Source organism: Legionella shakespearei DSM 23087 (assembly GCF_000373765.1).
GTDB lineage: Bacteria > Pseudomonadota > Gammaproteobacteria > Legionellales > Legionellaceae > Legionella > Legionella shakespearei.
In genome coordinates, this window is record NZ_KB892415.1 from 34,490 (window position 1) to 59,526 (window position 25,037).

Consider the following 25,037-nt stretch of genomic DNA (forward strand, 5'->3'; position numbering starts at 1 on the left):
TTAAAAGGACATTGATATGATTAGCCAAGAAGAATATAAGGCGCGAAGAAAAAAACTGGCGCAACAATTACCTGAAGACAGTGTGGCAATTATTCCTGCTGCCCATGAATTATTACGCAATGGCGACACGCACTACCGGTTTCGCCAGGACAGTGATTTTTATTATTTGACTGGATTTAATGAACCGGATGCCTTATTGGTCATCACTGGTGGTAAAGACAGTAAAAGCATCTTGTTTAATCGTGCCCGCAATCCTGCTGAAGAGCAATGGACCGGAAAACGTCTGGGACAAGATGGCGCTGAAAACCAGTTGGGCATGCATGCGGCATTTCCAGTAAACACTATCAAAGAAAAATTGCCTGAATTACTCGCTGGATCTGCAGCGATTTATTACGCCCTTGGTCGTAATCCTTCATTAGAAAAACAAGTGATACAGGCTTTAAGAGCGGTGAAAGCCCAGGTGCGCCGAGGAGTCAAAGCGCCTGAATCCCTATGCGATCTGGAGCCAATTTTAAGTGAAATGCGTTTGTTTAAGAGCGAGGCGGAACTTGACTTAATGCGTCGTGCAGCCAGCATTTCTGTGGATGCCCATAAACGGGCCATGCAAGCATGCAAAAACCTGGAGCATGAGTATCAGCTGGAAGCTGAGCTGATTCATGAATTCAGTCGCCATGGGTGTCGCAGCGTGGCTTATGATCCCATAGTGGGTGGTGGTGAAAACGCCTGCATCCTGCATTATACAGATAATGATCAGCCTCTACGCAGCGGCGATCTGGTACTTATTGATGCCGGGGGCGAATACGGTAATTATGCGGCGGACATCACACGTACTTTTCCTGTTAATGGTAAGTTCAGCCCAGAACAAAAAAGCATCTATGAATTGGTACTTAAGTCACAAAAAGCAGGAATTGCAGCCATCAAACCGGGCTTGCCCTGGAATGGCGTGCAACAGATTATAGTGCGTATTCTTACTGAAGGCCTGTGCGAATTAGGACTTTTACACGGCTCAGTTGATGAGCTGATTGCCAAAGAAGCGTATAAACCCTTCTACATGCATAATTCAGGACATTGGTTAGGTCTGGACGTGCACGATAGCGGGCGCTACAAAGTAAATAATGAATGGCGGCCTTTAGAAGCTGGAATGGTATTAACCGTTGAACCCGGCTTATACATCAGTGCTGGCACGCCGGGTGTTGATAAGCGTTGGTGGAATATCGGTGTCCGGATTGAAGATGACGTACTGGTCACCAAGACCGGGCATGAAGTGTTAACTGCGGCTTTGCCCGTTGATGTAGATGAAATTGAGGCTTTAATGCGTGGCTGACAGACAGGTAGATGTACTTATAGTTGGTGGTGGTTTAACAGGCGCTGCCCTTATGCTTGCTTTGCAAGGTTTGGGCTATAGCGCTTTATTAGTGGAAAGCAGGGCATTTTCCGATAAGGTAAATCCTGATTTTGATGCCCGCTCCCTGGCCTTATCTCCAGCCAGCCAGCGCATTTTAAGCAGTATAGGTGTTTGGGATATTCTTAAACAATACGCGATGGGCATTCACCGGATTCATGTGTCCGACCAATATCGTTTTGGGGCATCCCGTTTGCAGGGTGATGAGCAAAATCCCTTAGGCTATGTTGTGGAAATGCACTACATCAGCATGGCGTTACACCAAGTTCTGAACAGCAATCAGGTTTTAGCTCCGGCCACACTGAACTCCCTGAACTTAAACAATAATACCGCCACCATAATGATGGCAGATGGTGAAATAAAGGTTACAGCGCAGCTCATCGTTGCTGCTGATGGTACTGATTCTGCGGTACGTAAATTCTGTGATCTATCCGCAACTACTAAAGAATATAACCAACATGCGATTGTCACCAATATTGGTTTAAGCAAACCTCATGAGCATCAGGCTTATGAGCGTTTTACTGCCCATGGTCCCTTGGCGCTCTTGCCTTTACCTGAGAAACGCATGTCATTGGTTTGGGCTATGACACCTGAAAAAGCAAGGCAAGCAATGAGCTTGGATGATGCTGCCTTCCTTAAAGAATTACAGCAAGCTTTTGGTTACAGGCTAGGGCGCTTTGCCAAAACTGGAAAACGGGTTTCTTTTCCCTTAAGACAGGTATTGATGCAAAGGCAGGCTCAATGGCCTGTGGTTTTTGTTGGCAATGCGGCTCATACCTTACACCCTGTCGCAGGGCAAGGCTTCAATTTGGGTTTGCGTGATGTGGCAACTTTGGCGCAGTGCATTGCCAAACAAGGTTTGAACGCTGCGATGCTTGATGACTATCTGCAGTTAAGAAACCACGATCAACAGATCATTACTCGTTTTACCGATGGCTTGGTTCAGTTATTTTCCAGCCGTATTCCCGGCGTAGGTTTAGCTCGCGACTTGGGTTTAATTGTTCTGGATAATTGTGCCCCTTTAAAAAATTTACTGGCGCGTTATGCCCGTGGTTTTGGCGGTGTTATTCCCGATTTGGTTTGTGATATTGCGTTAAATTCCGGAGAAGTAAAATGACCCAGCAATTTGATGTGCTTGTCGCAGGTGGTGGTATTGTCGGTTTAACTTCTGCCCTGGCCATGGCACAACGCAACTATTCGGTAGCAGTGATTGATGCGGGCTCTTTGACCGTTACTGCAGACAAACAGGATTTACGCGTTTATGCAATCAATAAAGCCTCACAATCTTTATTAACCCAATTGGGTGTGTGGCAGCATTTGGATGGCTCCCGTATTTCTCCTTACAGGCAAATGCATGTTTGGGATGGTGTTAATGGTGCGTATATTGATTTTGATTCGCGGATGATAGCCGCGCAAAATCTGGGCTTTATTATTGAAGAATCTGTTTTGAAACAGGCCTTGTTAGAGCACATTGGCAATGAACCGCGAATCCACTTGTTTGCTCAGTCCTCTGTTGAAGACGTAGTGAACCAGGATTCGGGTATCAGGATTAGCAGTAAAGATTGTGTCTGGGATGGGCAATTGCTTATGGTGGCCGATGGTGCCAATTCGCCCAGCCGTCAAAAGCTTGATGTTGCATTAACCAGCTGGCCTTATGAACAACATGCCATAGTAGCCATGGTGAAGACAGAAAAAGCACATCAGTCCACAGCCTATCAGGTGTTTAATCCGGATGGTCCCTTGGCGTTGCTGCCATTAACCGATCCGCATCATTGCTCCATAGTCTGGTCAACAGACTCGGAACGTAGTCATAACTTGATGGCATTAGATGAAGAACAGTTTAATACCGCATTAACTCGGGCTTTTGCTCATCAATTAGGGACTATTGAATTGTTAAGCACTCGTCACCAATTCCCCTTGCACATGAGGCATGTAAAACAATACGCAGGCAGTCATTGGCTGCTTCTGGGAGATGCCGCACATACCATTCATCCTCTTGCCGGACTTGGATTAAACCTGGGGTTGGCCGATATTAGCTCATGGCTCAAATGCCTGGATACAAGCAAAAACACGTTGGTATCTGGTAAAATTCTGGGTGCATATCAAAGAGAGCGCAAACATGCAGTCTGGCAAACGATTATGCTGATGGAAGGTTTTAAACGATTATTTGGTAATTCCCAGGCTCCAGTCATTTCCCTGCGAGGATTGGGTTTGCGTTTCTGCAATGACTTTTCCCCCATCAAGCGTTTGTTCATTCAGCATGCTGCTGGCGCTTAAGGTATTACAAGACTCATTGCTACCACGCTAAGAGAGTTAATTTAAAAAAGCGTAGCCTTGATTACGCTATCGCTCTGAGTGATCCTCTCATAATTTTAACCTGTAAAAAGATGCAAATAAGCAGGATGATCAGCGCAAGTAGCCCCTCCACCTCCGGGGGAGGGTGCCCGACAGGGCGGGTGGGGGGATCAAAAAGAGAACTCATTTAAGGTAGAAAGCTCTAAAACAAAATGGTCTATTTGATAGAAACTCCTTTTTTGATCCCCCCATCCGCCCTGTCGGGCACCTTCCCCGGAGAGGGAAAGGCGATCCTGCATAGTTCTGAGTGATACTCAATATGAGAGGATCACTCAGCGCTATCGCTGCATCAAGGCTACAGCTTTTTATGGCAGTAGAAGTGATTCGCTCTTCAACGCGCAAAATGTTCACGGCAAAACGCTACTTTATCTGCGGTTGATTCGGTCAGGTTATCTTTAAAACGGGATTCTATAGCGCGATAACGCTTTAAACCGCCTTCTCTGTTGGCGATTTGAATGTTTAAGCCTGGCCGTGCATTGAGCTCGAGCATTAAAGGGCCTTGGTCTTTATCGAGAACAATATCCACACCAAGATAACCTAATCCTGTCAAATCATAACAACTGGAGGCAATTTCAAGGATTTGATTCCAGTAAGGTACTTCAATGCCTACTATGGAGTTGAGGGTATCAGGATGATAATCAATCGTGTCGTTTTGAAACACACCACCCAGAGTTTTGCCTGTAGCAAGATCCACTCCGACACCAATAGCACCCTGATGTAAGTTGGCTTTACCACCGGAAAGGCGGGTAGGCAGCCGTACCATGGCCATGGCCGGGTACCCTAATAAGGTAATGATCCTGATGTCGGGAATACCTTCATAACTGACTTCAGCAAAAACGGGATCGACTACTACGCGTTTTTCTATAATGGCGTAATCAGAAGAGCCGCCAAGGCTGTATGCACCTGATAACAGGCAAGACAAATGGTAGCTGAGCTCCTGAGCGGTTGTTAATTTGCCATTGATCTGGCGATAACGGCCATGGACTTTATCTTTGAATACCAGGATTCCATCTCCCCCCGAACCTCGAGCAGGTTTCACCACAAAGTCATTATAAGGGGCAAAACGTTCTTCAATGCTTTTAATTTGTTGCTCCGTCTCTATGATGTCATAAAGTGGCGGAACAGCAATTCCTGCCTTTAAGGCCAGTTTCTTGGTCTTGAGCTTATCGTCTACCAAAGGAAATAACTTTCTGGGATTATAACGCAGGACAAAATCAGTATTCCTTTGGTTAATACTCAAAATCCCATGGCTTTTCAGGCGGCGAAACAGGCTAATCATTCTATGGCACTCGCTAATGCTTTAAAGCGTTTTAATTCAAATAAGCGGTAGCCACGGTATTGACCAAACCACAGGATAAAGCCTAAAAGAATCAACAAGAGTTCAGGGAAGGCGAAGACCAGATATTGAACGGGTTCATAACTCATAGCCCAATACGAGATGACCGCCGCTGCCAGGCTGCCGATTCCTGATTTAATTGCTTCAGATGCGCCGCGCTCATCCCAGGTAATGCACATGCGTTCTATAGTCATAGTCAGAATGACCATGGGGAATAAGGCCACCGATAATCCCGAATCCAATCCCAGATTTTGGCTGACGACACTGATGAATATCATCAGCAAGATGACTACCGTGAGAATGGCGGCAAGCCTGGGCACCAGAAGCAGCCGCAATTGATCGAGATAAAAGCGGGCCAACAAACCAAAGGACACAATAATGACAAAGAGGCTAATACCCCATATCACATGGGTTTCTCTGAATGCCAAAGCAATCAATACTGGCATAAAGGTACCAAAGGTTTTTATTCCGACAAAATTACGCAAGAGTAAAATAATAAATGCGCCAATGGGTACAGTAAGCAAGATCTTATAAGTTTCCTGTACATTGACCGGAAGTTGCAATAAGGAAAAGCGTAAGAGTTGTGAGTCTGAAAGCAGGCCTCTCGATTTGGCAACACTCAGCGCATTAATAGGCGTTGGCGATACCGTAAGCGAAAACTGGGCTTTATTGCCACCAATCACATCAAAGAGCGGATCATTACCGTATTGCCAGATGAGAAAATCTTTAGGCAAGCCCGCACCACCTGTTCTGGGGTTAATATAAATCCAGTTTTTACCATTAAAGACTGCTAAAAAGGATTTGAAATCTGTTTTATTCTGCTGGTTTAAATAAATTCCTTTGACCGGCATGGCAAAAATTTTGGATTGGTTCAGCAAAAGGACGGTCGCATTGATAATGCTTTCATCGGTAAATTCATTACCAACAAGTAATTTGGCATTGCCATCTTTTTTATTCAATTCCTTGATCGTGCTTTGAGCAAAGGTTTGAATGTCCGCGGAGGATTGTCTGACCTGATTGGTAATGGTTTCAACAGCAGATTTCTGATTTTCAGCCAGCGGTTGTGATTTTATTACTGAGGGTTTGGGTAGTGAGGATTCATCACCGTCTGTCTGGCGAAAAATGGCTCTGTAATAAAGTGACTGTAACCCATGGCCGCGTCTTATAGACCAGACTGTTTCACGGTTATAACCATTTAAATTAGTAGTTACCCCATAGCTTCTGGAAACAAAGTATTCATCCAGTATGGCAAAGTGAGGGGGTAAATAGGGGATGCTAAAGCTCGCTTTTATTGGCGTATTGTTATCGGCAACAAAGCGTAAATTGGATTCCACCATCCAGCTGTTTATTGTTTCTGTGTCAGTTAAAGGAACATCTAAAACAATATGCCTGTATAAAAAAATTCCTGACCCCAGGAGAAATAAGGTAAGGATCAGTCCGTAAACATGGCGCGAGTTATTTTTCATTATTTCTTAAGGCTCTTTGGGTTTAATGTAAAAGTAAGGGCAGGATCGACTGCTCCATCAAAATCAATAATTGCATCTCTCCCCAATAAAAGTGGATAGATAAAGCGTTTTCGGTTGGTTAAATTCACCTGAATTGCCCGAACCTTGTCGCCCAGTTTAACATTCAGCAGTACAACGGGGCGTTTAATGGGGGCGGAGCTCGCAACTCCCGGGTTGCCTTCATTGGCTCTGACTTTAATCTTAACTTTACCTATGTATTCGCATTCAAAAACGTAATCACCCTCTTTGGTTGGAACGGTAAAACGCAGGTAAGGTATGCCTTTAACATCAATTTCGGTAATATTGGTTGCGTTTAATGATGCTGATTTGGCACCTGTATCCAATTTGGCTGATAAAGTAAGGTTTTTATCAATCAATGTTGCCTTTTCAACATAACCATAAGTTTGCGCTAAACTTTTTGCCATAAGTGATCCAGTCAATAGTGACGTAAAAATTAAGAGAGCAAGTCTTGATCTCATCTAGTCCTCATACTGAGTTGATTGTATTTTAGTGCAATATCCTAGCAGATTTGCGCCTTAAGTCACAGTCTGTCAACGCGTTTAGTGAAATAAATTTGCAATATTGTTCCATTTTTCCTGTTTGGTTGTGTTAGAATTGCAGGTTGCCGGATTATTTTTGTATTTTTTTAAATCAGGATGAAAAGTTAATTGACATCAAGAACAATAATACATAAAATACGCGCAATCTTAGCTGCCGGCCCAAATGTATCCCAATGCCTCCTGAGAGCGATGAGAATCAAGATAAGCCAATAGATTTGGTCTTTCTTCTAGCAATTGCTGGTCGTATTGACGCGCAAGGCAGAATATTGGCCCAGGAACTTGATAAAAACCGCGGAATTTATTATGCCTACGCGGCCTTAGATTCCTTGAGTTCCTCTTACAGCATGTTCAAATATTTCTTTGACGTGTTTCTCGCAAATAATGATCCCAATACCATGCACGATATCATGATGACCCCCGGTGGAATCATTGGTATCACGATTGAAACGGTCTTCCTGGTTACTTTTTCTGTCTTGGCAACTCACTATGATGGTGAAAAAAACGACGACTTTAAAAAATTCATTGCGGCAGCATGGCCTTATTTTCGTGATGTGATGAAGGGCTTGAAAAATGCTTATAAAGGATGGCGTAGTGCAGTAGTTGCGATTGCACTGTTAGGCGGGACAAACCTTAACTATCTTATTGCTCCAGTCGGTCTGGTTCTCGGTGTTCTTGCCGCAGCCAATCGATTTTGGTTGCGCAGCATGGTTGAAGCGCGTAAGGTGATGATGACCGCTAACGCAGAGCTGCTCCTGGAAATCAAAAAATTACCCTCCTTGTCGCTTGAAGAAAGTAAAACTTATTTACGCCAGATACAAAACCAGTCTACCGCATCGCGTGTTATGGCCTATATTTCAGTTGCAGCCGGTGGGCTGATTGATGGTTTGTATCTTTACGTTGGTGTGTTGGGGCTTGCGGTTCTTTCGCATCCTGTGTTTATGGCAATGGCGAGCATTTGTGCGATTTACACCGTTGCCTGCATTGTGACTCGTCTTTATGAAGAATACGATTTCCAGCAACGCCTGTTAATCACTCAGACTAAATGTGAGATTGCTTTACTCAGTAAATTGGTTGAAACCAGTTACGCACAATTATTATTTTTAAGAGACAAGGCGAATAAAACACTACATGATTTAATGGCAATAAAGCAATTGGAAGAAGACGTCTGCCAATATATTAAGGATTTTGCAGAGAAGCGACAAGTATTGATGGATCAATCATCAAGGAGTTATTTTTCAGCGGTATTATTTGGTATCAAGAATGGATTGTACGCTTACAGTGCTTTAGCCAGCCTGCTATTCCTGGTGGGAACAATTCTTGTGTTGACGGGGACTGCTTTTCCCCCCGCTCTTATGGTGACTTGTGTGCTGTTAGGATTGGCGCTGATGATTGGTTTTGCAATTCACTCAGTGGTTACAACCTATTTGTATAACAATAAAGACGAAGTTGAAGAAGAGCGTCCTTATCTCCATCTGGATGAGATGCGAAGAGGTATTCTGGAAGGGGATTATGATTGTTATCTGGACGGTGAGTCTTTTCATGCATCGATTAAAGATGGTTTAACTCTTGATCCCTCTCCGCAGTTTTTTTACCAGGAATGGTTTGAAGTGTTCCGTTCTTTGTTTTCCGGTTTTGGAAAAGGACAAAAATTTGTTGATTTTGCTGGAAACCCTCTACAGGAACTCGATGATATGGGACATTATCAGGACTCGCCCATTATGTATATTTTGTCTGTCTTCAGCGCTCTAACCTTTGGTGGTGTTTTGGCTCTCAGGGCTTTGGCGCGTGGGTTCGGACGCTCTCAGCTGGGACAAGTCGATTTGGCCGCGGACGAGGTTGAAGTACAGCCTGCCAATATGAAGCAAACAGCCGAGGTAGTTGTGAAAGCGGAAGGCTCCAGAGAATCAAGCCAACCCGTTAAATCCCGACCTGATTCTCTACCTCGCTCCAGTTCTCTTCTCTCTTCTCTAGGCCTCTTCGAAACAGAATCAAAACGTAAAGAAACCCTACCCCATTCGGTTAGTGAGCCTGATTTAACCGCTCTTAGCCCCGCGAGCGATATAATTCAGGGTTTAAGCTAGGATCATTGTACATTTTGAATTGGTGGTACACCCGGAAGGTGCGCCTTTTTTGTTGTATCTCATCTAATAGTTGCTGCAGGCACAATGATAATTGCTCTAATTGCTGGTGTATGGTTGCCAATTTCAGGCTACAGGCTTTTCGGTGTTCTTCATTAACATCCTGGCGTTCTGTCTGCAAAGCCATATGATATGACTTTAATGACAGGATGGACAGCCGGTCAATTATCATACCGGGTGATTCAGAGTTTACAGGGCAATCAGTCGGTTTGGCCGGTTGTAATGTGTTATAGATCCACTCATCCATCGCTTCCATACGATTGTTTCTTTGCTGGTTAAACGAATCTATTTCCCGTTTCGCCTTATATACAAATTCAAAACCCATATCATCACGGCGTGCCCTGTCTTCAGCGTGCCAGAGTTGATAATTAAAGGCATGGTTTTCTTCAACCAGTTTCTGGAATTGAGTGTGCTGGTAGCTAACACCATTGGCTTTCCATTGCACGATGCATTTGCTGTGAAGTTCGGTAATAAGAGTGGGATCAATGTGGTGAGGCATCTTTTATCCTGCAGAATAACAAAGCTCATAGTGTAACCCGGCACCAGATGTACTGGCAACCGACTTTACCTTCATATTTGATTACCAAAATATTGCTTATAAATCTCTAAATAGGTACCGTCTTCTTCAAGGCTCAAGAGCGCAGAATTAATTTGTTTAATCAATGCAGCATTTTTTTGCAGGGCTAAAATGCCATAACCTTCACCGACAGGAATTTTGTTCCCCACTAATCTGAAGCTATTTACATTATTGTTGATAAGATAATGGGCCACACTGTAGTTCATAATGATGACATCTACATCTTTATTAACGAGTCCGGTCATCATATCCTCAAAGGCGCCATATTGGGTAATGGTACTGTCTGAAGCATGATTGGTTCGCAATAATGAATCATAAAGTGTATTTTTCAAAACCCCTATACGTTTTCCTGTAACATCCTGGGCGCTATTGATGCTTTTATTGGCATCCAAAGTTAAAAACTGGCCATCACTGGCTAGATAGGGAAGACTGAACAAATAGTCATTATTACTCAAAACGGTAATGGGTTGGGGAGTAAAAACTACGTCAACGGTACCCTGGTTTAGTAAAGACAGTTGAGAGTTTACGGGTGCCGCTTTATAAACACATTCCATGTTAATGCGTTTGCAAATCTGGCTCATTAAATCTATGGCAAATCCAAAGTAATTATCACCTGACCCAGACTTTGATGAAAAGGGCGGTGCATAGGGAACAACGCCTACAATGACAGGACTTCCATGAACCAGGAAATTGCACAGGAAAAGAATAATGAAAACAAAGCGTTTCATGCTGTCATGTCCATGTAGAGTATAAACAAACTCTAGGAGTGAAGCACATTTTTGTCAAATCGTAAGATCCACGTCGTCCTAACGTGGATTTGCGAGGAAGACACAGTTTCGTAGCCCGTATTAGCGAAGCGTAATACGGGATCGAAGTATTCATGGACCTTGATATTCCCCGTATTACGCTTCGCTAATACGGGCTACGAATCTATGAATCAAATAAAATTCTTGACTACTCATCAACCTATTTTTTAGCCAAACAACGATCCAAAGTATTAGCAAAAGCCGTTTTTTCCTTAATGCTTAACGCCGCTGGCCCGCCAACCCGTTCTCCGGTTGAGCGCAATTGTTCATTCATATCCCTGATATTCAATCGCTGCCTGATGTTGTTTTCTGTATAAAGTTCACCACGAGGATTTATCGCCAAAGCATTCTTTGCGACCACTTCTGCGGCGAGAGGAATATCTGCAGTAATCACCAAATCATTGGCATGCACCTGGCTGACTATATAATGGTCTGCCCGGTCAAAGCCCTTTTCCACTTGCACGGCGCGGATGAAAGGAGAACCTGGATAACCGAGCGCTGCGTTTGCTACCAGAGTCAACGGGGTTTTTGTGCGTATTGCTGCCCGAAACAATATCTCTTTTATGACTTTAGGACAGGCATCAGCATCCACCCAGATATGCATTTTAGTAATCCTTGGATTGAAAGAAAAGATCATAGCAGTTCCTGGAGTGCAATAGAAAGTGCCTTGATCCTATTTTGTCGTTTTCAAATCATCAGATTAATTGTATATTGAGTCAGGGAGTGATGGCAGCAATCTACCCGTTTTTGCAAGATTTAAGGAAGAGCTTTAATGATGCGGTTTGTAGAAATCATAAAAGAACAGATACAGCAATTAGATATTCCTGAATTAAGAATTTGGTTGTTAAGCCATTTTAATGAGCAGGCGAACCATTTAACTGAATTGTTTTGCCGTGAAATACATCATTCTTCTGCCTCCCAATTACATTATGCTGTTTCAGTGATTCAATTTCCTCCACATTTATCAGTCTTGTCCCTTGCTTATATTTACCTCCCACTACCATTGCGAGAGGAATTGGCTGAGAAACTGCAGAATTATGCTCCATGGCCTGAAGTAAGCGATGTGCAACATCTTATTGGTCTGGGCGAGCAGTTCAATGAGCAATTGACCGACTATCAGACTGCATGGCCAATTATTGATGCATTACAAAAGCAGGGGATTAATTACCTCATCAGGGTTTTGGATAAAGCGGATGAACAGTCGTTAAAGGCTTTTGCCCGTCTGAATAAAGGTCGTGATTTAAATCTTTTGATTGAAACCTTTCTGGTCAACAATAGCCGCGATTTGGAGGCTGTAAACAGAAACAAGTTAATTCAGTTTTTACGCCAACCTGATTTTTCGGGAATCATGCACCGATGCCTTGATGCGCTTGCCAACCAGGCATCTATAGCCTTGTCTGTGAAATTATTATCCTTTCTTTCTGCACCATGTTCTAACCATTTAGAACAATTGCTGGAATTAAAAAAGCATGTTGCCAGTTACCATTGTCCTGTAGATTTGCAAGTCCTTCTGGCCATATGCAATGTGTATCAGCATTACTTGCAGCAGCACAGCTCAGATGAGGGAGACGCTTTTATTTCTTTAGTTCATGATGTACTCCATGGAATGAATGCGACAGCAAAAATTGAGTTTATCAAGAAGCTTGGCCCGGATCGTGCAAAACTGGTTATTGAATATTGTCTCAAACGAAGTGCAGAGGAGATGGGGCAGAGACACATTTACAGTGATGTACTCGATTTATTTTGTTCCTCAATTAATCTGCTTGACGATCATTATTTACGCATAATAAGGGAAAGCCTTGGCCGACACGATTTACATTTGTTTGGTTCAGCTTCCTTATATGAACTGGCAAAAGATGTTCTTGCAGAAACCAAAAGCACGGTCAAGACGTCATTGGGCGGTGAATGGATAGGCCAGCTTCTCGCGTCACCAAGATTTATTGCGGCTAGTACGCCCCAGATTGTAAAACGGTTAAGCGAACGCTACAGGCTTTTGCGTTTTACTTTGAGCCCTCTTGAAAATGCCAGTTTGCTGGCTTCATTGCAGGGACAGGATTTTTATGCAGAAGAAATACAGGAACAGATGCATAATCTGGCCCAGAAAGGATTGAACCATGATGAACCTGATTCAGAATTAATAGTGAAACAAAATAAGCTATTAAAATTCAGCATTGAACGCAGTCTCAGTGCATTCATGTTCCAGATGGAAACACAATGCGACTTACTACAAGATGAGGATCCGGAGACAGCAAAAAAAGCTTTGGCAGTTCTTTATCAATACTACAAACAGATTTATCCTGATTTTCGTAGTGATTTATTGCGGTATTGGCAGAAGCTCTGTTCCCCGGAATTCGATGCAGACCAAAAAATAGCACGCAAGAACGGAGTGTATCTGTTCGATTCTGCAGGACAAAAAATTGGCTTTCTTAATGAATCGAATCAGGCTGTGACTTTTGTTGATGAAGAACTTGTACTGCTTATTCATACAGGTTCTGTTCAGGTTAATGAATGTGTATATGATAAGGATGGTGCTACCATTGGTTTGTTTACCGAATCAGGCCATCTCCGCTCTGTTGATGAGGCAACTCAAAATGCCAGTGCCCAGATAATCCGCGGGCTTTCTGAAAAAGAGTTGCAGCTACCTGCTGCAGGGCTTGATGTATTACTACACAATGTCCTTTTTGAAAATTCTATTGGGGTTCTTTATGGTGAAGACTCTATCCAAAAGCCATGGCTGGATCGACGGCTTGCAGATGTGCTGCAGAGGACTGAGAAAAAAGTTGCCACAGAAACGCTGAGTTCCTTTCTAGATAATGCAAATGATGAGTCCATTTTTATCTTATTGGGCAAGATTCAGCATCAAGAAAATGCTTTAGCACTGTTTCATGAACTCCTGAATAACGACAAAACGCGCGCCTTATTATTTAGTGGTTTATATGAATCAGATTTCCAGCATTTTCTGGATCGCCATGGTTCCGCCTTATGTCTTGCTGACTATATGATGCATTTTCATGATACACCCTGGTTTGCCGAAGGCTTGATGCATTTTGCTTATTACGGCAAAAAGCGTAAAACAAAACATTTGCTTAGCGATTCCCTGGCCTTACTTTTTGATGAAAAGGAACAGAATACAGACGCAATGGTGACAGGTGATGCCATTCTTCGGCAACTTCTTGATTCGGAGGCCTGTGCTACTGTCGTGCTAAAGGAGTTTTTTAACGATCGCAATAGATTGGCCCCACAAAATGAAGCTGAAGCTCAGATAAATAATGCTGAAATCGATAAAGTGATGGGGTATTTTCAGAAAAAGCACATCATTCATGCTTTGCGCCATTTAAATAGCACTCCTTATTGGCAAGAAAAATCACAATATAAATTTTTTCTTTATATTCTTGATAAACAACATGATGTTTTGTTTGCGGCAAACCAGAATTGGCAAAGCAATGAATTAAATGATTTAACGCGTTTTGTTAACCGCCATTTAAGTAAAAAGCGTGCGTTTGACCATGATTTTATTATCGGGCATCGTGTTTTAGGGGAGTTGATTTTCAGGAGCGCTCGTCTTGGGCAAATCTCTTTATTTTATGCGGGTAAAAAATTTAATACTTCCCTTGCCCGTTTGTCATTTGGACGTAATTTTTTAGAACGTCTGGTGACTAAATTCTGGATTCCCGAGGGTGTCAAGGAACAAATTGTCGATGAGGTATCTCGCATCAAAACCCTGTTTCAGGATCCGTCCTTATTACATAATGAATTCAGGGAAGATCAGGTCGTTCAGGATTGGCGGCATCTGGTGCATCAGACCTGGCGGGAAATTAATAAAAAGAAACTGCCCATGATTTGTGCTTATTTATTAAATTATTCGGGGCAAAAAAAAGCTTTAGTACATTTATTGAACGATTATTTTAATTCCTTTCAACATACAATGAATTATATTTATCCGGTCACGAAATTGTTAAAAGACTTTCCCGAGCGTGATGTGAGTGCGGTTATTTTTGATGTATTGGAAGCCTTTCTGATAAAAAATCCGCATCTTCTGGACAGCAATACCTTAAGTGATATGGCCTGTTATTTTGCTAAAAAGACGAATCAGGACGTTAAATCCCCGCAGGCGGAATTAAATGTTTTGATCTATCTGGGACAATGCAAACACTACGCCCTGGTTAAAAAAGGATGTGACGAGTTAGCCCGTGATTGTGAGAATATGGAACTGCGGCAGCGATTATTAAGAGGGGCAAATGAAGCAGAAGTTGAACGTGATTTAAGTACCCGACTTGGCCGTTTCTATTTTGGTTTGCTCAAATTGATTAAGCGATGGTGGAACTATGGCTTTAATGCCAAAGAAAACAGATCGCGGATAGTGAAGTTCTGTGATGACGACTCACCCAATCCTCAACGTGATAAAGCTTTGAACGATGTAAAGATTCCAGCAAAGAGTGCACGTGAATCAGGTACTTATCCTGGCTTTGCAATAAAAAGAAAACAATTAATCAACCTTTTGGATACGGTGAAACGCAGTAGTGTAAGCAAGTCATTTGCAACCCTCCCTGTCCACGGTAAGCAATCTCTGTTTGGTGCTACTGCATATGTACCTGCCGAAAAACAAAATAACAGAGTCAAGGCAGATGAATTATCTGTAAGCGCTATTTAGACCCAGGGAAATCCGAATTACGAAATGGACCATTCCTGGATCACGTCGTCCTGAGCGCGTCTTTTTGCGCGAAGGATCTCCCCGATTTGGCATGGTGCGCATTGCAGATTGTGTAGCCGTAATACGGAGATTAGCTCATTGCCACTTCGATCCCGGCTGCGAGCAGACCGGGCTACGCACTGTGCCCATTGCCATTAAGTTAAGCGCTACTCCACCGTACCGCGGCTTGTCCGCGGTATCCAGAGATCTAAGTTCGGAGTGAGATTCCTGGATCCCGCGGACAAGCCGCGGGACGGCGGAACTCCTTAACTTAATGGCAGTGCGCACTGTGCCATTCCGGAGCAACTTCTTCCCGAATCCACGTCGTCTTGAGCGCGTCTTTTGGCGTCAAGCTAAGGCTCGAATAATGCCTACCCCTACTGTTTGATCAGAAAAAGTGATAAAGTCTACCTCAAACGGCTTATTCCGTAACTTATCCTGGATAACCTTAAAATAACTTTTGGAGTGCATTATGAAATGCTTACTGACTGTTTGTTTACTGCTGAGCTCTTCCATGCTGTTTGCAGAGTCAACCTTACCTGCGGGTTGCCAGGCTGTTACGGTGCAAGGAGAGTCTGTTACTTTAAAATCGAAGAACAGTAAATTGGTATTCATCCATAATCTGACCACTGCTGATTTATGGATTACCCATCCAGTAACCAATCCAGGAGCAAGTGCGGGATGGACTACCCGGATTCAGGCTGGTAATTGGTCGGCACTGGCAGTAGACAAGCCTCCGTTTGAATTAACCTGTATTGAGTCTCGGCCAGGTCATGAACAACAAGTTCCTTGTGAAGGTGCTATCGCAGTATGCCAATGGAAAGGGGTAAAAATTCCCTCCGGGCAAGAAGGTACTTTCTGGGCAGGAGAAGATATGTCTCTAGATGCATTGACTGCAGCGCTCGGTGGACGAGGTTTTGTTCTCCCGACAGCGAAGTAAACCTGGTTTGATGCTTACTGTCTCCCGCTGACTTTCTTGCTACTTAAATAGATAAGTGGTAGAACAGAGAAAAATATGTTTAAGTAATGCTTAAACATAACCTATAAATAAATACATACACGTGGTGAACGGTGAGCAAAAAATCTAAAGATCCTTTTTTTAAACGCGAAAGTGAAAAATACGCAGATCCTATTCCCAGTCGTGAGTTCATCATGGAAATTCTTGATGAATACGGCAGACCCATGTCACGCAATCAATTGTTTGACAAATTGCATCTGAACGAAGAAAGCAAACAAGAGGCACTCGGCTTCAGGCTGAAGGCCATGCTGCGCGATGGACAAATCATGCAAGACAGGCGCGGGCGTTTCTGCCTGTTGCAAAAAATTAATTTACGTCGAGGTACCGTCCAGGGGCATCCCGATGGTTTTGGTTTTTTTGTTCCCGATGAAGGCGGGGAAGACATGGTTCTTTCCGCCAAAGAGATGCGGGCGGTCATGCATGGGGATGTGGTTCTTGCCTACCAGGCGGGTGTTGACCGGCGCGGTAGACCGGAAGGTAAAATTCATGAAGTTCTGGAACATGCCAATGCTTCCGTTGTCGGTCGTTTCTTTACTGACCATGGGGTCAATTTTGTTTTGCCAGACAGTAAACGCCTGACTCAGGATATTTCTATTCCTCAAGAGCTTTCTGGTGGCGCTAAAAACGGACAAATGGTTTTGGTAGAGCTCATCGCCTATCCCAATAAACGGACCCAGGCTATAGGAAAAGTGATCCATATATTAGGCGATCACATGGCTCCTGGCATGGAAATTCAGGTGGCTATACATGCTCACGGCATACCCTTTGAATGGCCAGATGATGTATTGGCAGAAGTAGCCAAAATTCCCCAACAAGTCACTGAAGAGCAATTAAAAGGCCGTACTGATCTGCGCAAACTTCCTTTCGTGACCATTGATGGCGAAGATGCCAAAGATTTTGATGATGCGGTTTATTGCTATAAAAAGCCCAAAGGCGGTTTTCAATTGTATGTTGCCATCGCGGATGTCAGCAATTATGTGGCACAAGATTCAGCTTTGGATAAAGAGGCTTCTCGACGTGGTAATTCAGTGTATTTCCCCGGAAAAGTTGTGCCCATGCTGCCCGAAGCTTTGTCCAATGGTTTATGCTCTTTAAATCCGCACGTGGATCGTTTGTGCATGGTTGCAGAAATGTCCATTAGCAATGACGGTAAAATATCGCGTTCACGATTTTATCGTGCAGTGATCCATTCCAATGCCCGCTTGACTTATACTCAGGTTGGCACCTGGCTTGGAGAGGGTAAAACGGATGAAAAACATCAACCATTATGGCCTGTGCTGCAAGACCTCTACGAGCTGTACCATGTTTTGTTAACGACTCGCAAAGCGCGCGGCGCTATGGATTTTGAAACGACTGAAACGCGCATTGAGTTTGATGAACATAAAAAAATCCAATGCATAGTGCCGGTCATTCGCAACGACGCACATAAGTTAATTGAAGAATGCATGCTGGCAGCAAACGTGGCCACTGCAAAGTTTCTGGAAAAAGCAGAAATTCCTACTTTATATCGGGTACATGCTGCTCCCGAAGAGGATAAAATTACTGCGCTCAGACAGTTTTTAGGTGAATTAGGCTTGCAGCTAGGTGGTGGCAAAAAGCCAACTCCCAAAGATTTTCAGCGCACTATGAGCGTCATTGGCGACCGACCTGAAAAGCATCTCATTGAAACAGTAATGCTTCGTTCTTTAAAACAAGCTCAATACGTGGAAGCCAATGAAGGGCATTTTGGCCTGGCTTATTCAGCGTATACTCATTTTACTTCGCCTATCAGACGTTATCCTGATTTGTTAATTCATCGTGCCATAGGCCATTTACTGGATAATCATCCGGTTTATGAATTCAGTTATTCTCATGATGACATGAATCGTCTGGGTAAACATTCTTCCATGACCGAGCGACGCGCCGATGAAGCCACCCGCGAAGTAGTTACCTGGCTGAAATGCGAATACATGCAGGACAAATTGGGACAAGTCTTTAAAGGACGTATTTCTGCTGTAACCAGTTTTGGTATTTTTGTTGAACTGGATGAAATCTATGTTGAAGGTTTAGTGCATGTCACGTCTTTGAAGAATGACTATTATACTTTTGATTCAGTGAAACATCGTTTAATTGGTACTCGTGGCGGACAGGTATATCGTTTAGGTGATAAAATGACGGTTTTGGTGGCGCGAGTTGATCTCGATGAGCGTAAAATAGATTTTGAGCCTGCAGAGGAAGAAGTTAGCAATGAGTGAGCAGTTTGTATATGGGGTGCATGCAGTATCGGCTTTATTGGACAATCCCCATAGAGTTATAAATAAGCTCTTTGTAAGTCAAGACAGAATAGATAAAAGACTGCAAGAAGTACTGGATAAGGCAGAGAAAGCACAGCTAAGCGTTGAAAAACTTAGCGCCCAAAAAATGAATCAGCGCTTTGCCGATTTTACCCATCAGGGCGTGGTTGCTGTTGCAAAACCATTACCTGATTATGGTGAGTCTGATTTAATTTCATTATTAGAATCCTGTAAAAAACCAGGCCTCATTCTTATTCTCGATGGAGTTACCGATCCACATAATCTGGGTGCCTGTCTGAGAACCGCAGATGCAACCGGTGTCGATTTTGTAATGATTCCCAAAGACAAAAGTGCCAGTATTACCCCTGTTGTCAGCAAAGTTGCTTGTGGTGCCGCAGAGTCTGTCCCTTTAGTACGGGTTACCAATTTAGTCAGGGCCATGGAGATTTTAAAAGAGCAGGGCGTCTGGATTTATGGGGCAGCAGGAGAAGCAGATGGCACGCTTTATCAAATCGATTGCTCAGGAACCGTTGCTATTGCCATGGGCGCAGAAGGAGAGGGTTTAAGGCGTTTGACGCGTGAACACTGCGATGGATTGTTTTCTCTACCTATGGCAGGCACTGTAGACAGTTTGAATGTTTCAGTGGCCACGGGTGTTTCATTGTATGAAGTCATACGGCAAAGACAAAAAGGGTAAGCCATGAGTGAATTAAAAATTAAAGCTGCAAAAGCCGCCCTGGCCTATGTAGAAGACGATATGGTTGTAGGCGTAGGTACGGGATCCACCGTAAATTTTTTTATAAAAGAACTGGCCACTATAAAACATAAAATTGACGTCTGCGTTGCAAGTTCAAAGGCGACAGAAGCCTTGTTGCGTGCAGAGGGAATCCCCATACTTGATTTAAATTCAGTATCCGATTTGCCCATTTACATTGATGGAGCCGATGAAGTCACTTCCCGCGGCGCCATGATTAAAGGCGGTGGCGGCGCCTTGACCCGTGAAAAAATTGTAGCAAATGTGGCACAACAGTTCATCTGCATAGTGGATGAATCGAAGTTAGTCACTCATTTAGGTGCTTTTCCTGTTGCTGTGGAGGTGATTCCAATGGCTCGGAGTTTTGTTGCCAGGCAATTGGTCAAATTAGGTGGTGATCCTGAATACAGGGAAGGATTTATTACCGACAACGGCAATATTATTCTCGATGTATTTAACCTGGAAATGACCAGTTCCATACCTCTGGAAGACAGTATCAATCTGATTCCCGGTGTCGTGGAAAATGGTGTATTTGCCCATCGTATTGCTGACAAAATATTGGTCGCAGGGCAAGACGGCGTTAAAGAAATTAAATAAGAATTGTCAGAAACCAGGATTGGAATACGATGAGTACACATAAAGTTTTTGTAAATCGAATTATCAATATGAAAAAAATCAAGATGATAGGTCTGGATATGGATCATACTTTAATTCGATATAATGCAGAGAATTTCGAATCTTTGGTGTATCAGTTAATCAAAGAAAAACTGGTAGATATCAAACATTATCCCGAAGAAATTAAAGATCTTGAATTTAACTTTCATGATGCCATCCGTGGTTTGGTCATAGACAGCAAAAACGGCAATATTTTGAAACTGAGCCGCTATGGCGCCATCAGGCAAAGTTATCACGGTACTCAGCCTATCAGTTTTAGTGAACAGAAAAAAATCTACCGCAGTATCTATGTGGATTTGGGTGATCCGAATTATATGGCCATAGATACTTCATTCTCCATTGCCTTTTGCGTTCTCTATGGTCAATTAATTGATTTAAAAGATGCCCGTCCAGATGATATGCCTAATTATCACAACATAGCGCTGGACGTTCAGTATTGTGTGGATAAAGTACATTCAGACGGCAGCCTGAAAGAGATCATCAGTAAAGATTTAAAAAAATACGTGATCAAAGAAAAGGAAGTGGTGGAAGGATTAAAACATTTTATTCGCCACGGCAAGAAAATTTTTATTCTCACCAATTCTGAATACACCTACACCAAATTATTACTGGATTATGCTATTAGTCCTTTTTTAAATGCTGGTGAAACCTGGGGCGATTTATTTGAATTCGTCATTACTCTGGCGAATAAACCCCGCTTTTTTTATGATAATTTACGCTTTTTAGCTGTAGATCCTGAAAAAGGGACGATGACCAATGTTTTGGGGCCTATCACTCCCGGAGTCTATCAAGGGGGAAATGCCAAGAAATTTACTGAGGATTTGGCCATTGCTGGTGATGAAATTCTTTATATTGGCGATCATATTTACGGCGATATTTTACGATTGAAAAAAGACTGTAACTGGCGCACTGCCCTGGTTGTTGATGAGCTTGGACAAGAAATTGCAGCACAAATTAGGGCATTACCTATAGAGAAAAAAATTGTTGAAACCATGGAGCGGAAAAAGGCTCTGGAGCAACAATACATTACTTTTTGCACTCAAAGCATTGATGAAGAGTCCGATCAATACGCCACGCAAATTCATGATCTGCAAGCACAAATCTCTGAACTGGATTTACAAATCACCAAATTGCTGCAAGAGCAAAGTACCTTTTATAATCCTAAATGGGAGCGTGTTTTCCGTGCAGGAGCAGAAGAAAGCTATTTTGCCTATCAGGTAGATCGCTTTGCCTGTATTTATATGGAAAAACTGGCAGATTTTCTGGAACATTCACCGATTAGCTATTTTCGCGCGAACAGGCGTTTATTGGCTCATGACTTGGATATTTAACCCACAAAAAGAATAAAAAAAACCTTGTTGATCATTATTGATATTTTGTGTTCATTTATTGTATAATGGCATTCTTTTTAATGTTGAGGAACATACTATGCCTATGCCAGGTGCTTTTAATGATAATGATAATGATCTAGATACAGCGTTTGATAATCTGATACAAGAATTGGAAGATGGTGTTAATGAATATTTGAATTACAGAACAGGCTTTTTTACTCCCTATCGTTCTGTAAGTGATTTTGCTTCTACTCTGGTTTCACCAGTTGTTGAACCAATTGTAGACAGCATCGCTTTTGCCGCAGCATCTGCACTTTCCTTGACAGCAGTGGCTGCAAGTGCCTTTTTTGCCGGCGTTGCAGGTATTTCCGCTCTTGGTGGTTCTGAAGACGGGGTTGTTACCGGACTGGCATTATCCGCGCTGTCTATCCTTACGGCTGCAGTTTCAGCTGCTATTGCCTTAGTTGCATTATTAGCTGCAGTAGTATCTATTCCTGCTAATTGCATCAGCATAGTAACACGCAGCCTTGCTACAGTTGCGGATGCCATTTGTGGTGATGAATCTCAAGACTATGACTATGATTATGGATACGGTTGTTAATAGTTTCTTACAAGCCAGGGAAGGCTTCTCTTATTCAAACACTTATCTGTTTATTTCTTTATCGTTCAACATTTAATTCTTAAGTTTTTCTTAAGGTTTACCCTTTATACTCATGGCCAGAGAAATAGGGAGCAGTGATGCGTGTATTAATTGTCGAAGACAATGCTTTTAATGCCTTTTGTTTACGCCGTTTATTAGAATCAGTGGTCGCATCCATTGGGGTGACTATAGCCAATAACAGTCAGGCCGCAATGACTCATATTAATAACACTTCTTTTGATATGGTAGTTATTGATGGTGATCTGGGGGCTGTATCCGATAGTGCGTATTGCAATGGCCCTGAGTTGGCGCATATTATCCTGCAAAAAAATCCTCATCTTCCCATCATTGCCTGGTCTGATTCAGAATCCATGCGCGATGCTTTTGCTCTTGTTTTTAAACATTATGACCGTCTTTATAATGAATACAATTGCTGGACTAAAGTAATCAGCCTGGAGCGCATCTGCAAAACCTGGGCTTATTATTTTGGTGAGTTCATGGGTGGGCAAAGTGCCGCATTCCTCACGCCTTCCAGAATCAGTTATTGCCAATGAATCGTAGCCCGTATTAGCGAAACGTAATGCGGGATCGAAATACGCACTCAGGATGACGTGGTCTCTGGAGCGCCGTAGATTGCACAACAATGATCTGTTATCTTTTATAAATCTATTCATTCACCATTTCAAAAATTCCGCTTCCTTACGGTCGCGACTCGGTCAGGCACAGGAGAACAAATGCGATCAGGGACTCTTTATCGTGCGATTACTCATAATCCAGCATATGCCCGTATGCTGTTCATCGCTTTAATTGTCTTCTCCCTTACTCTTATTGTCTTATTTACACCAAGAATCCCACAATGGCCTGACTACCATCATTTTGCTGATACCCGAACCTTTTGGGGAATTCCAAATTTCTGGAATGTCATATCGAATCTGCCTTTTATTCTGATAAGCATACTCGGGTTTATTTCATTAAAAAAACAGGCGGACTATTTAAATAAAAAGGAACGCATTGTTTTTTTCATCCTGTTCCTTGGTGCCTTTTTTATAGGTTTGGGATCCTCTTATTACCATTGGGCTCCAGATAATAACACTTTGGTATGGGATAGAATTCCCATGACTGTAGTGTTCATGTCCCTGCTGTCTTTAACGATAATGGAGAGAGTTAATTTAAATTTGGGCTTTTGGCTATTGATTCCACTGATTGCTTTCGGTATCTGTTCCGTGTTGTATTGGCATCACACTGAGCTGACAGGGCAGGGGGACATAAGGCTTTACGCCATCACCCAGTTTTATTCCATGTTTGTCATCATGTTCGTGTTGCTTCTTTTTCCTAAACCCTACCCACCGTTAAACCGTTATTTATGGATGTTCCTTTTTTATGGTCTGGCTAAAATGGCTGAGTATTTTGATAGACCCATCTACAACTTAGGCCATGTACTGAGCGGACATACTTTAAAACATTTCCTGGCTGCAACCAGCGTGTATTTTGTTGTCGTCATTTTAAACGACAGTCTTGTAAAGCGTGCCAATAGCGTCTAATGTTTATCATGACCTCATCTGAAAAAAGGTTCATTTATCTATGACTCCTGCGGAATCAACTCCGTCTGAACAAGCGATTGCCTGGTACTGGAAGCCCTTTTACTGGCTTTTGGCCTTTATTCGTGTTGTCTGCCAGTTGGCCATCATCTCCTGGTCGAGTCTTGCTCTTTATTATTCGAATTTACCTTGGGTTTCTACACGCATCATCATGGGTATTTCTTTTGCTCTCTTTGGTGTCTGGGCATTTTGGATTACAAAAAAGCCACGCGGCGTGATCGTGTTTTTCATCTTATTTATTGGGATTCTCATCTGGTGGAGCACGATTTTACCCTCTCACGATCGTGAATGGCGGCCTGAAGTTGCTGTTATGCCCAGAGCGATTATCAATGGGGATACCGTACGTTTTACCGGATTTCGCAATTTTGAGTACCGCAGCCGTAATGATTTTACCCCTCGTTATGAAGAACGCGAAGTCTCCCTTGCGCATTTAACAGGAGTGGATTTTTATATTTCCTATTTTATGCAGGGACCAGTTGGCCATACTTTTGTAAGTTTCATTTTTGACAATGCTCCTCCCGTGAGTATTTCTATTGAAACCAGACCTGAAGTAGGCGAATCATTTGCTCCCGTTGCATCCATGTTTAAGCAGTTTGAACTGATTTACGTGGTTGGTGATGAACGAGACCTGGTGCGGGTGCGCACTAATTATCGTGGTGAACAGGTTTATCTTTATCATTTAAATATTACCAGAGAAAATGCACGTAACCTCTTCATGGTGTATCTGAACCGAATTAATGAGCTTGCTGATAAGGCCGAGTTTTATAATTTGTTAAGTAATAGCTGTACCGTGAATATTATTCGTTATGCTAATAAAGCAGGGCGTGAAGGACGCATGAATATCCGCCATTATTTAAATGGCCTGATTGATGGTTATCTTTATTCGCATGGATGGTTAGATACTGACTTGACCTTTGACGAATTACGCCGCCGATCTTTGATTAATGCCGCCGCCGAAGCCGCGGATCAAAGCCCCGATTTTTCAAAACTCATCCGGGTATCATTACCGTCAAATGATTAGGTCACCACAACCCAATCCATGCCCCAGCTACAAACCTTGCCAGGATTCAAGGTCTGTAGCCCCTTCCCCGATCCACGTCGTCCTGAGCGTGTCTTTTTGCGCGAAGGATCTCCAAGTATACCATGCCGATTTCAGGAGATCCTTCGCGCAAAAAGACGCGCTCAGGACGACGTAGGACTGTGATAACATTGTGATAACACAGATCTAATTCGAGCTTCTTACGTACGGTTACGGCTCGATTTTTAGTGTGCTGCAACTTTGGCACAATCTCTCGGAAACCCCTTGACCCCGCTTGCCTTTTAGGGCGTTGTGCGCAGGGACGCGCACATCGACCGCATGGATGCAGGTTTCCCTAAAA

At 43.0% G+C, this 25,037-nt stretch carries 20 protein-coding genes; 14 read left to right on the forward strand and 6 right to left on the reverse strand.

From position 1 onward, the window contains the following. The first annotated feature begins 16 nt into the window (after window positions 1–16). The 3 genes from pepP to B094_RS0111080 are packed head-to-tail and all read left to right on the forward strand — an operon-like array spanning window position 17 to window position 3,679. A complete protein-coding gene (gene pepP / locus B094_RS0111070; protein ID WP_018577876.1) occupies window positions 17–1,324 on the forward strand; it encodes a Xaa-Pro aminopeptidase in 1,308 nt (435 codons plus the stop codon). After that, window positions 1,317–2,519, forward strand: coding sequence for a 2-octaprenyl-6-methoxyphenyl hydroxylase (ubiH, locus tag B094_RS0111075; RefSeq protein WP_018577877.1), 1,203 nt, complete (start codon window positions 1,317–1,319; stop codon window positions 2,517–2,519). The genes pepP and ubiH overlap by 8 nt, the downstream gene beginning before the upstream one ends. Further along, window positions 2,516–3,679: an FAD-dependent monooxygenase gene (locus B094_RS0111080; protein ID WP_018577878.1), complete on the forward strand. Its 1,164-nt coding sequence runs from the start codon at window positions 2,516–2,518 to the stop codon at window positions 3,677–3,679. The genes ubiH and B094_RS0111080 overlap by 4 nt, the downstream gene beginning before the upstream one ends. A gap of 409 nt (window positions 3,680–4,088) precedes the next feature. Here the strand turns inward: B094_RS0111080 and B094_RS0111085 are convergent, their stop codons facing one another. The 3 genes from B094_RS0111085 to B094_RS0111095 are packed head-to-tail and all read right to left on the reverse strand — an operon-like array spanning window position 4,089 to window position 7,023. Continuing rightward, complete coding sequence (locus B094_RS0111085) at window positions 4,089–5,036, reverse strand: alpha-L-glutamate ligase-like protein (RefSeq protein WP_018577879.1); 948 nt, start codon at window positions 5,034–5,036, stop codon at window positions 4,089–4,091. Next, window positions 5,033–6,559 carry an inactive transglutaminase family protein gene (locus B094_RS0111090; RefSeq protein WP_018577880.1) on the reverse strand — a complete coding sequence of 509 codons (1,527 nt, stop codon included), beginning with the start codon at window positions 6,557–6,559 and terminating at the stop codon, window positions 5,033–5,035. The genes B094_RS0111085 and B094_RS0111090 overlap by 4 nt, the downstream gene beginning before the upstream one ends. Continuing rightward, on the reverse strand, window positions 6,559–7,023 hold the full coding sequence (locus B094_RS0111095; protein ID WP_018577881.1) for an ATP-dependent zinc protease family protein: 465 nt from the start codon (window positions 7,021–7,023) through the stop codon (window positions 6,559–6,561). The genes B094_RS0111090 and B094_RS0111095 overlap by 1 nt, the downstream gene beginning before the upstream one ends. A gap of 308 nt (window positions 7,024–7,331) precedes the next feature. Here B094_RS0111095 and B094_RS0111100 point away from each other — a divergent pair, with 308 nt between their 5' ends. Beyond that, window positions 7,332–9,239 (forward strand): hypothetical protein, encoded by a 1,908-nt coding sequence (locus tag B094_RS0111100; RefSeq protein ID WP_018577882.1) that lies wholly within the window; start codon window positions 7,332–7,334, stop codon window positions 9,237–9,239. Here B094_RS0111100 and B094_RS0111105 read toward each other — a convergent pair. From B094_RS0111105 to B094_RS0111115, 3 genes are all read right to left on the reverse strand, one after another. Beyond that, a complete protein-coding gene (locus B094_RS0111105) occupies window positions 9,202–9,795 on the reverse strand; it encodes a DUF4254 domain-containing protein (RefSeq protein WP_018577883.1) in 594 nt (197 codons plus the stop codon). The two genes, B094_RS0111100 and B094_RS0111105, sit on opposite strands and share 38 nt — an antisense overlap. A gap of 71 nt (window positions 9,796–9,866) precedes the next feature. Further along, window positions 9,867–10,601 carry a transporter substrate-binding domain-containing protein gene (locus tag B094_RS0111110; protein ID WP_018577884.1) on the reverse strand — a complete coding sequence of 245 codons (735 nt, stop codon included), beginning with the start codon at window positions 10,599–10,601 and terminating at the stop codon, window positions 9,867–9,869. Between the two features lie 238 nt (window positions 10,602–10,839). Further along, window positions 10,840–11,283: a YaiI/YqxD family protein gene (locus tag B094_RS0111115; protein ID WP_018577885.1), complete on the reverse strand. Its 444-nt coding sequence runs from the start codon at window positions 11,281–11,283 to the stop codon at window positions 10,840–10,842. A gap of 168 nt (window positions 11,284–11,451) precedes the next feature. Here B094_RS0111115 and B094_RS16125 point away from each other — a divergent pair, with 168 nt between their 5' ends. The 10 genes from B094_RS16125 to B094_RS0111165 all read left to right on the forward strand — a co-directional run bounded on the left by B094_RS16125 (window position 11,452) and on the right by B094_RS0111165 (window position 24,679). After that, window positions 11,452–15,330, forward strand: coding sequence for a hypothetical protein (locus B094_RS16125; RefSeq protein ID WP_018577886.1), 3,879 nt, complete (start codon window positions 11,452–11,454; stop codon window positions 15,328–15,330). A gap of 511 nt (window positions 15,331–15,841) precedes the next feature. Continuing rightward, on the forward strand, window positions 15,842–16,309 hold the full coding sequence (locus B094_RS0111125) for a hypothetical protein (protein ID WP_018577887.1): 468 nt from the start codon (window positions 15,842–15,844) through the stop codon (window positions 16,307–16,309). Between the two features lie 131 nt (window positions 16,310–16,440). After that, the gene (gene rnr / locus B094_RS0111130) at window positions 16,441–18,621 is read left to right on the forward strand and encodes a ribonuclease R (RefSeq protein ID WP_018577888.1); all 2,181 of its coding nucleotides are present in this window, start codon (window positions 16,441–16,443) and stop codon (window positions 18,619–18,621) included. Further along, window positions 18,614–19,357, forward strand: a complete 744-nt coding sequence (rlmB, locus tag B094_RS0111135) for a 23S rRNA (guanosine(2251)-2'-O)-methyltransferase RlmB (RefSeq protein WP_018577889.1) — start codon at window positions 18,614–18,616, stop codon at window positions 19,355–19,357. The genes rnr and rlmB overlap by 8 nt, the downstream gene beginning before the upstream one ends. Window positions 19,358–19,360: 3 nt before the next feature. Beyond that, window positions 19,361–20,011, forward strand: coding sequence for a ribose-5-phosphate isomerase RpiA (gene rpiA, locus B094_RS0111140; protein ID WP_018577890.1), 651 nt, complete (start codon window positions 19,361–19,363; stop codon window positions 20,009–20,011). Window positions 20,012–20,040: 29 nt separating this feature from the next. Continuing rightward, a complete protein-coding gene (locus B094_RS0111145) occupies window positions 20,041–21,420 on the forward strand; it encodes an HAD-IG family 5'-nucleotidase (RefSeq protein WP_018577891.1) in 1,380 nt (459 codons plus the stop codon). 97 nt (window positions 21,421–21,517) lie between these two features. Then, window positions 21,518–22,021 (forward strand): hypothetical protein, encoded by a 504-nt coding sequence (locus B094_RS0111150; protein ID WP_018577892.1) that lies wholly within the window; start codon window positions 21,518–21,520, stop codon window positions 22,019–22,021. Between the two features lie 137 nt (window positions 22,022–22,158). Continuing rightward, window positions 22,159–22,614: a response regulator gene (locus B094_RS0111155; RefSeq protein WP_018577893.1), complete on the forward strand. Its 456-nt coding sequence runs from the start codon at window positions 22,159–22,161 to the stop codon at window positions 22,612–22,614. A gap of 180 nt (window positions 22,615–22,794) precedes the next feature. Then, window positions 22,795–23,601, forward strand: a complete 807-nt coding sequence (locus B094_RS16130; protein ID WP_018577894.1) for a ceramidase domain-containing protein — start codon at window positions 22,795–22,797, stop codon at window positions 23,599–23,601. A 40-nt stretch (window positions 23,602–23,641) separates the two neighbouring features. Further along, window positions 23,642–24,679, forward strand: a complete 1,038-nt coding sequence (locus B094_RS0111165) for an Lnb N-terminal periplasmic domain-containing protein (RefSeq protein ID WP_018577895.1) — start codon at window positions 23,642–23,644, stop codon at window positions 24,677–24,679. The last annotated feature ends 358 nt before the right edge of the window (window positions 24,680–25,037 follow it).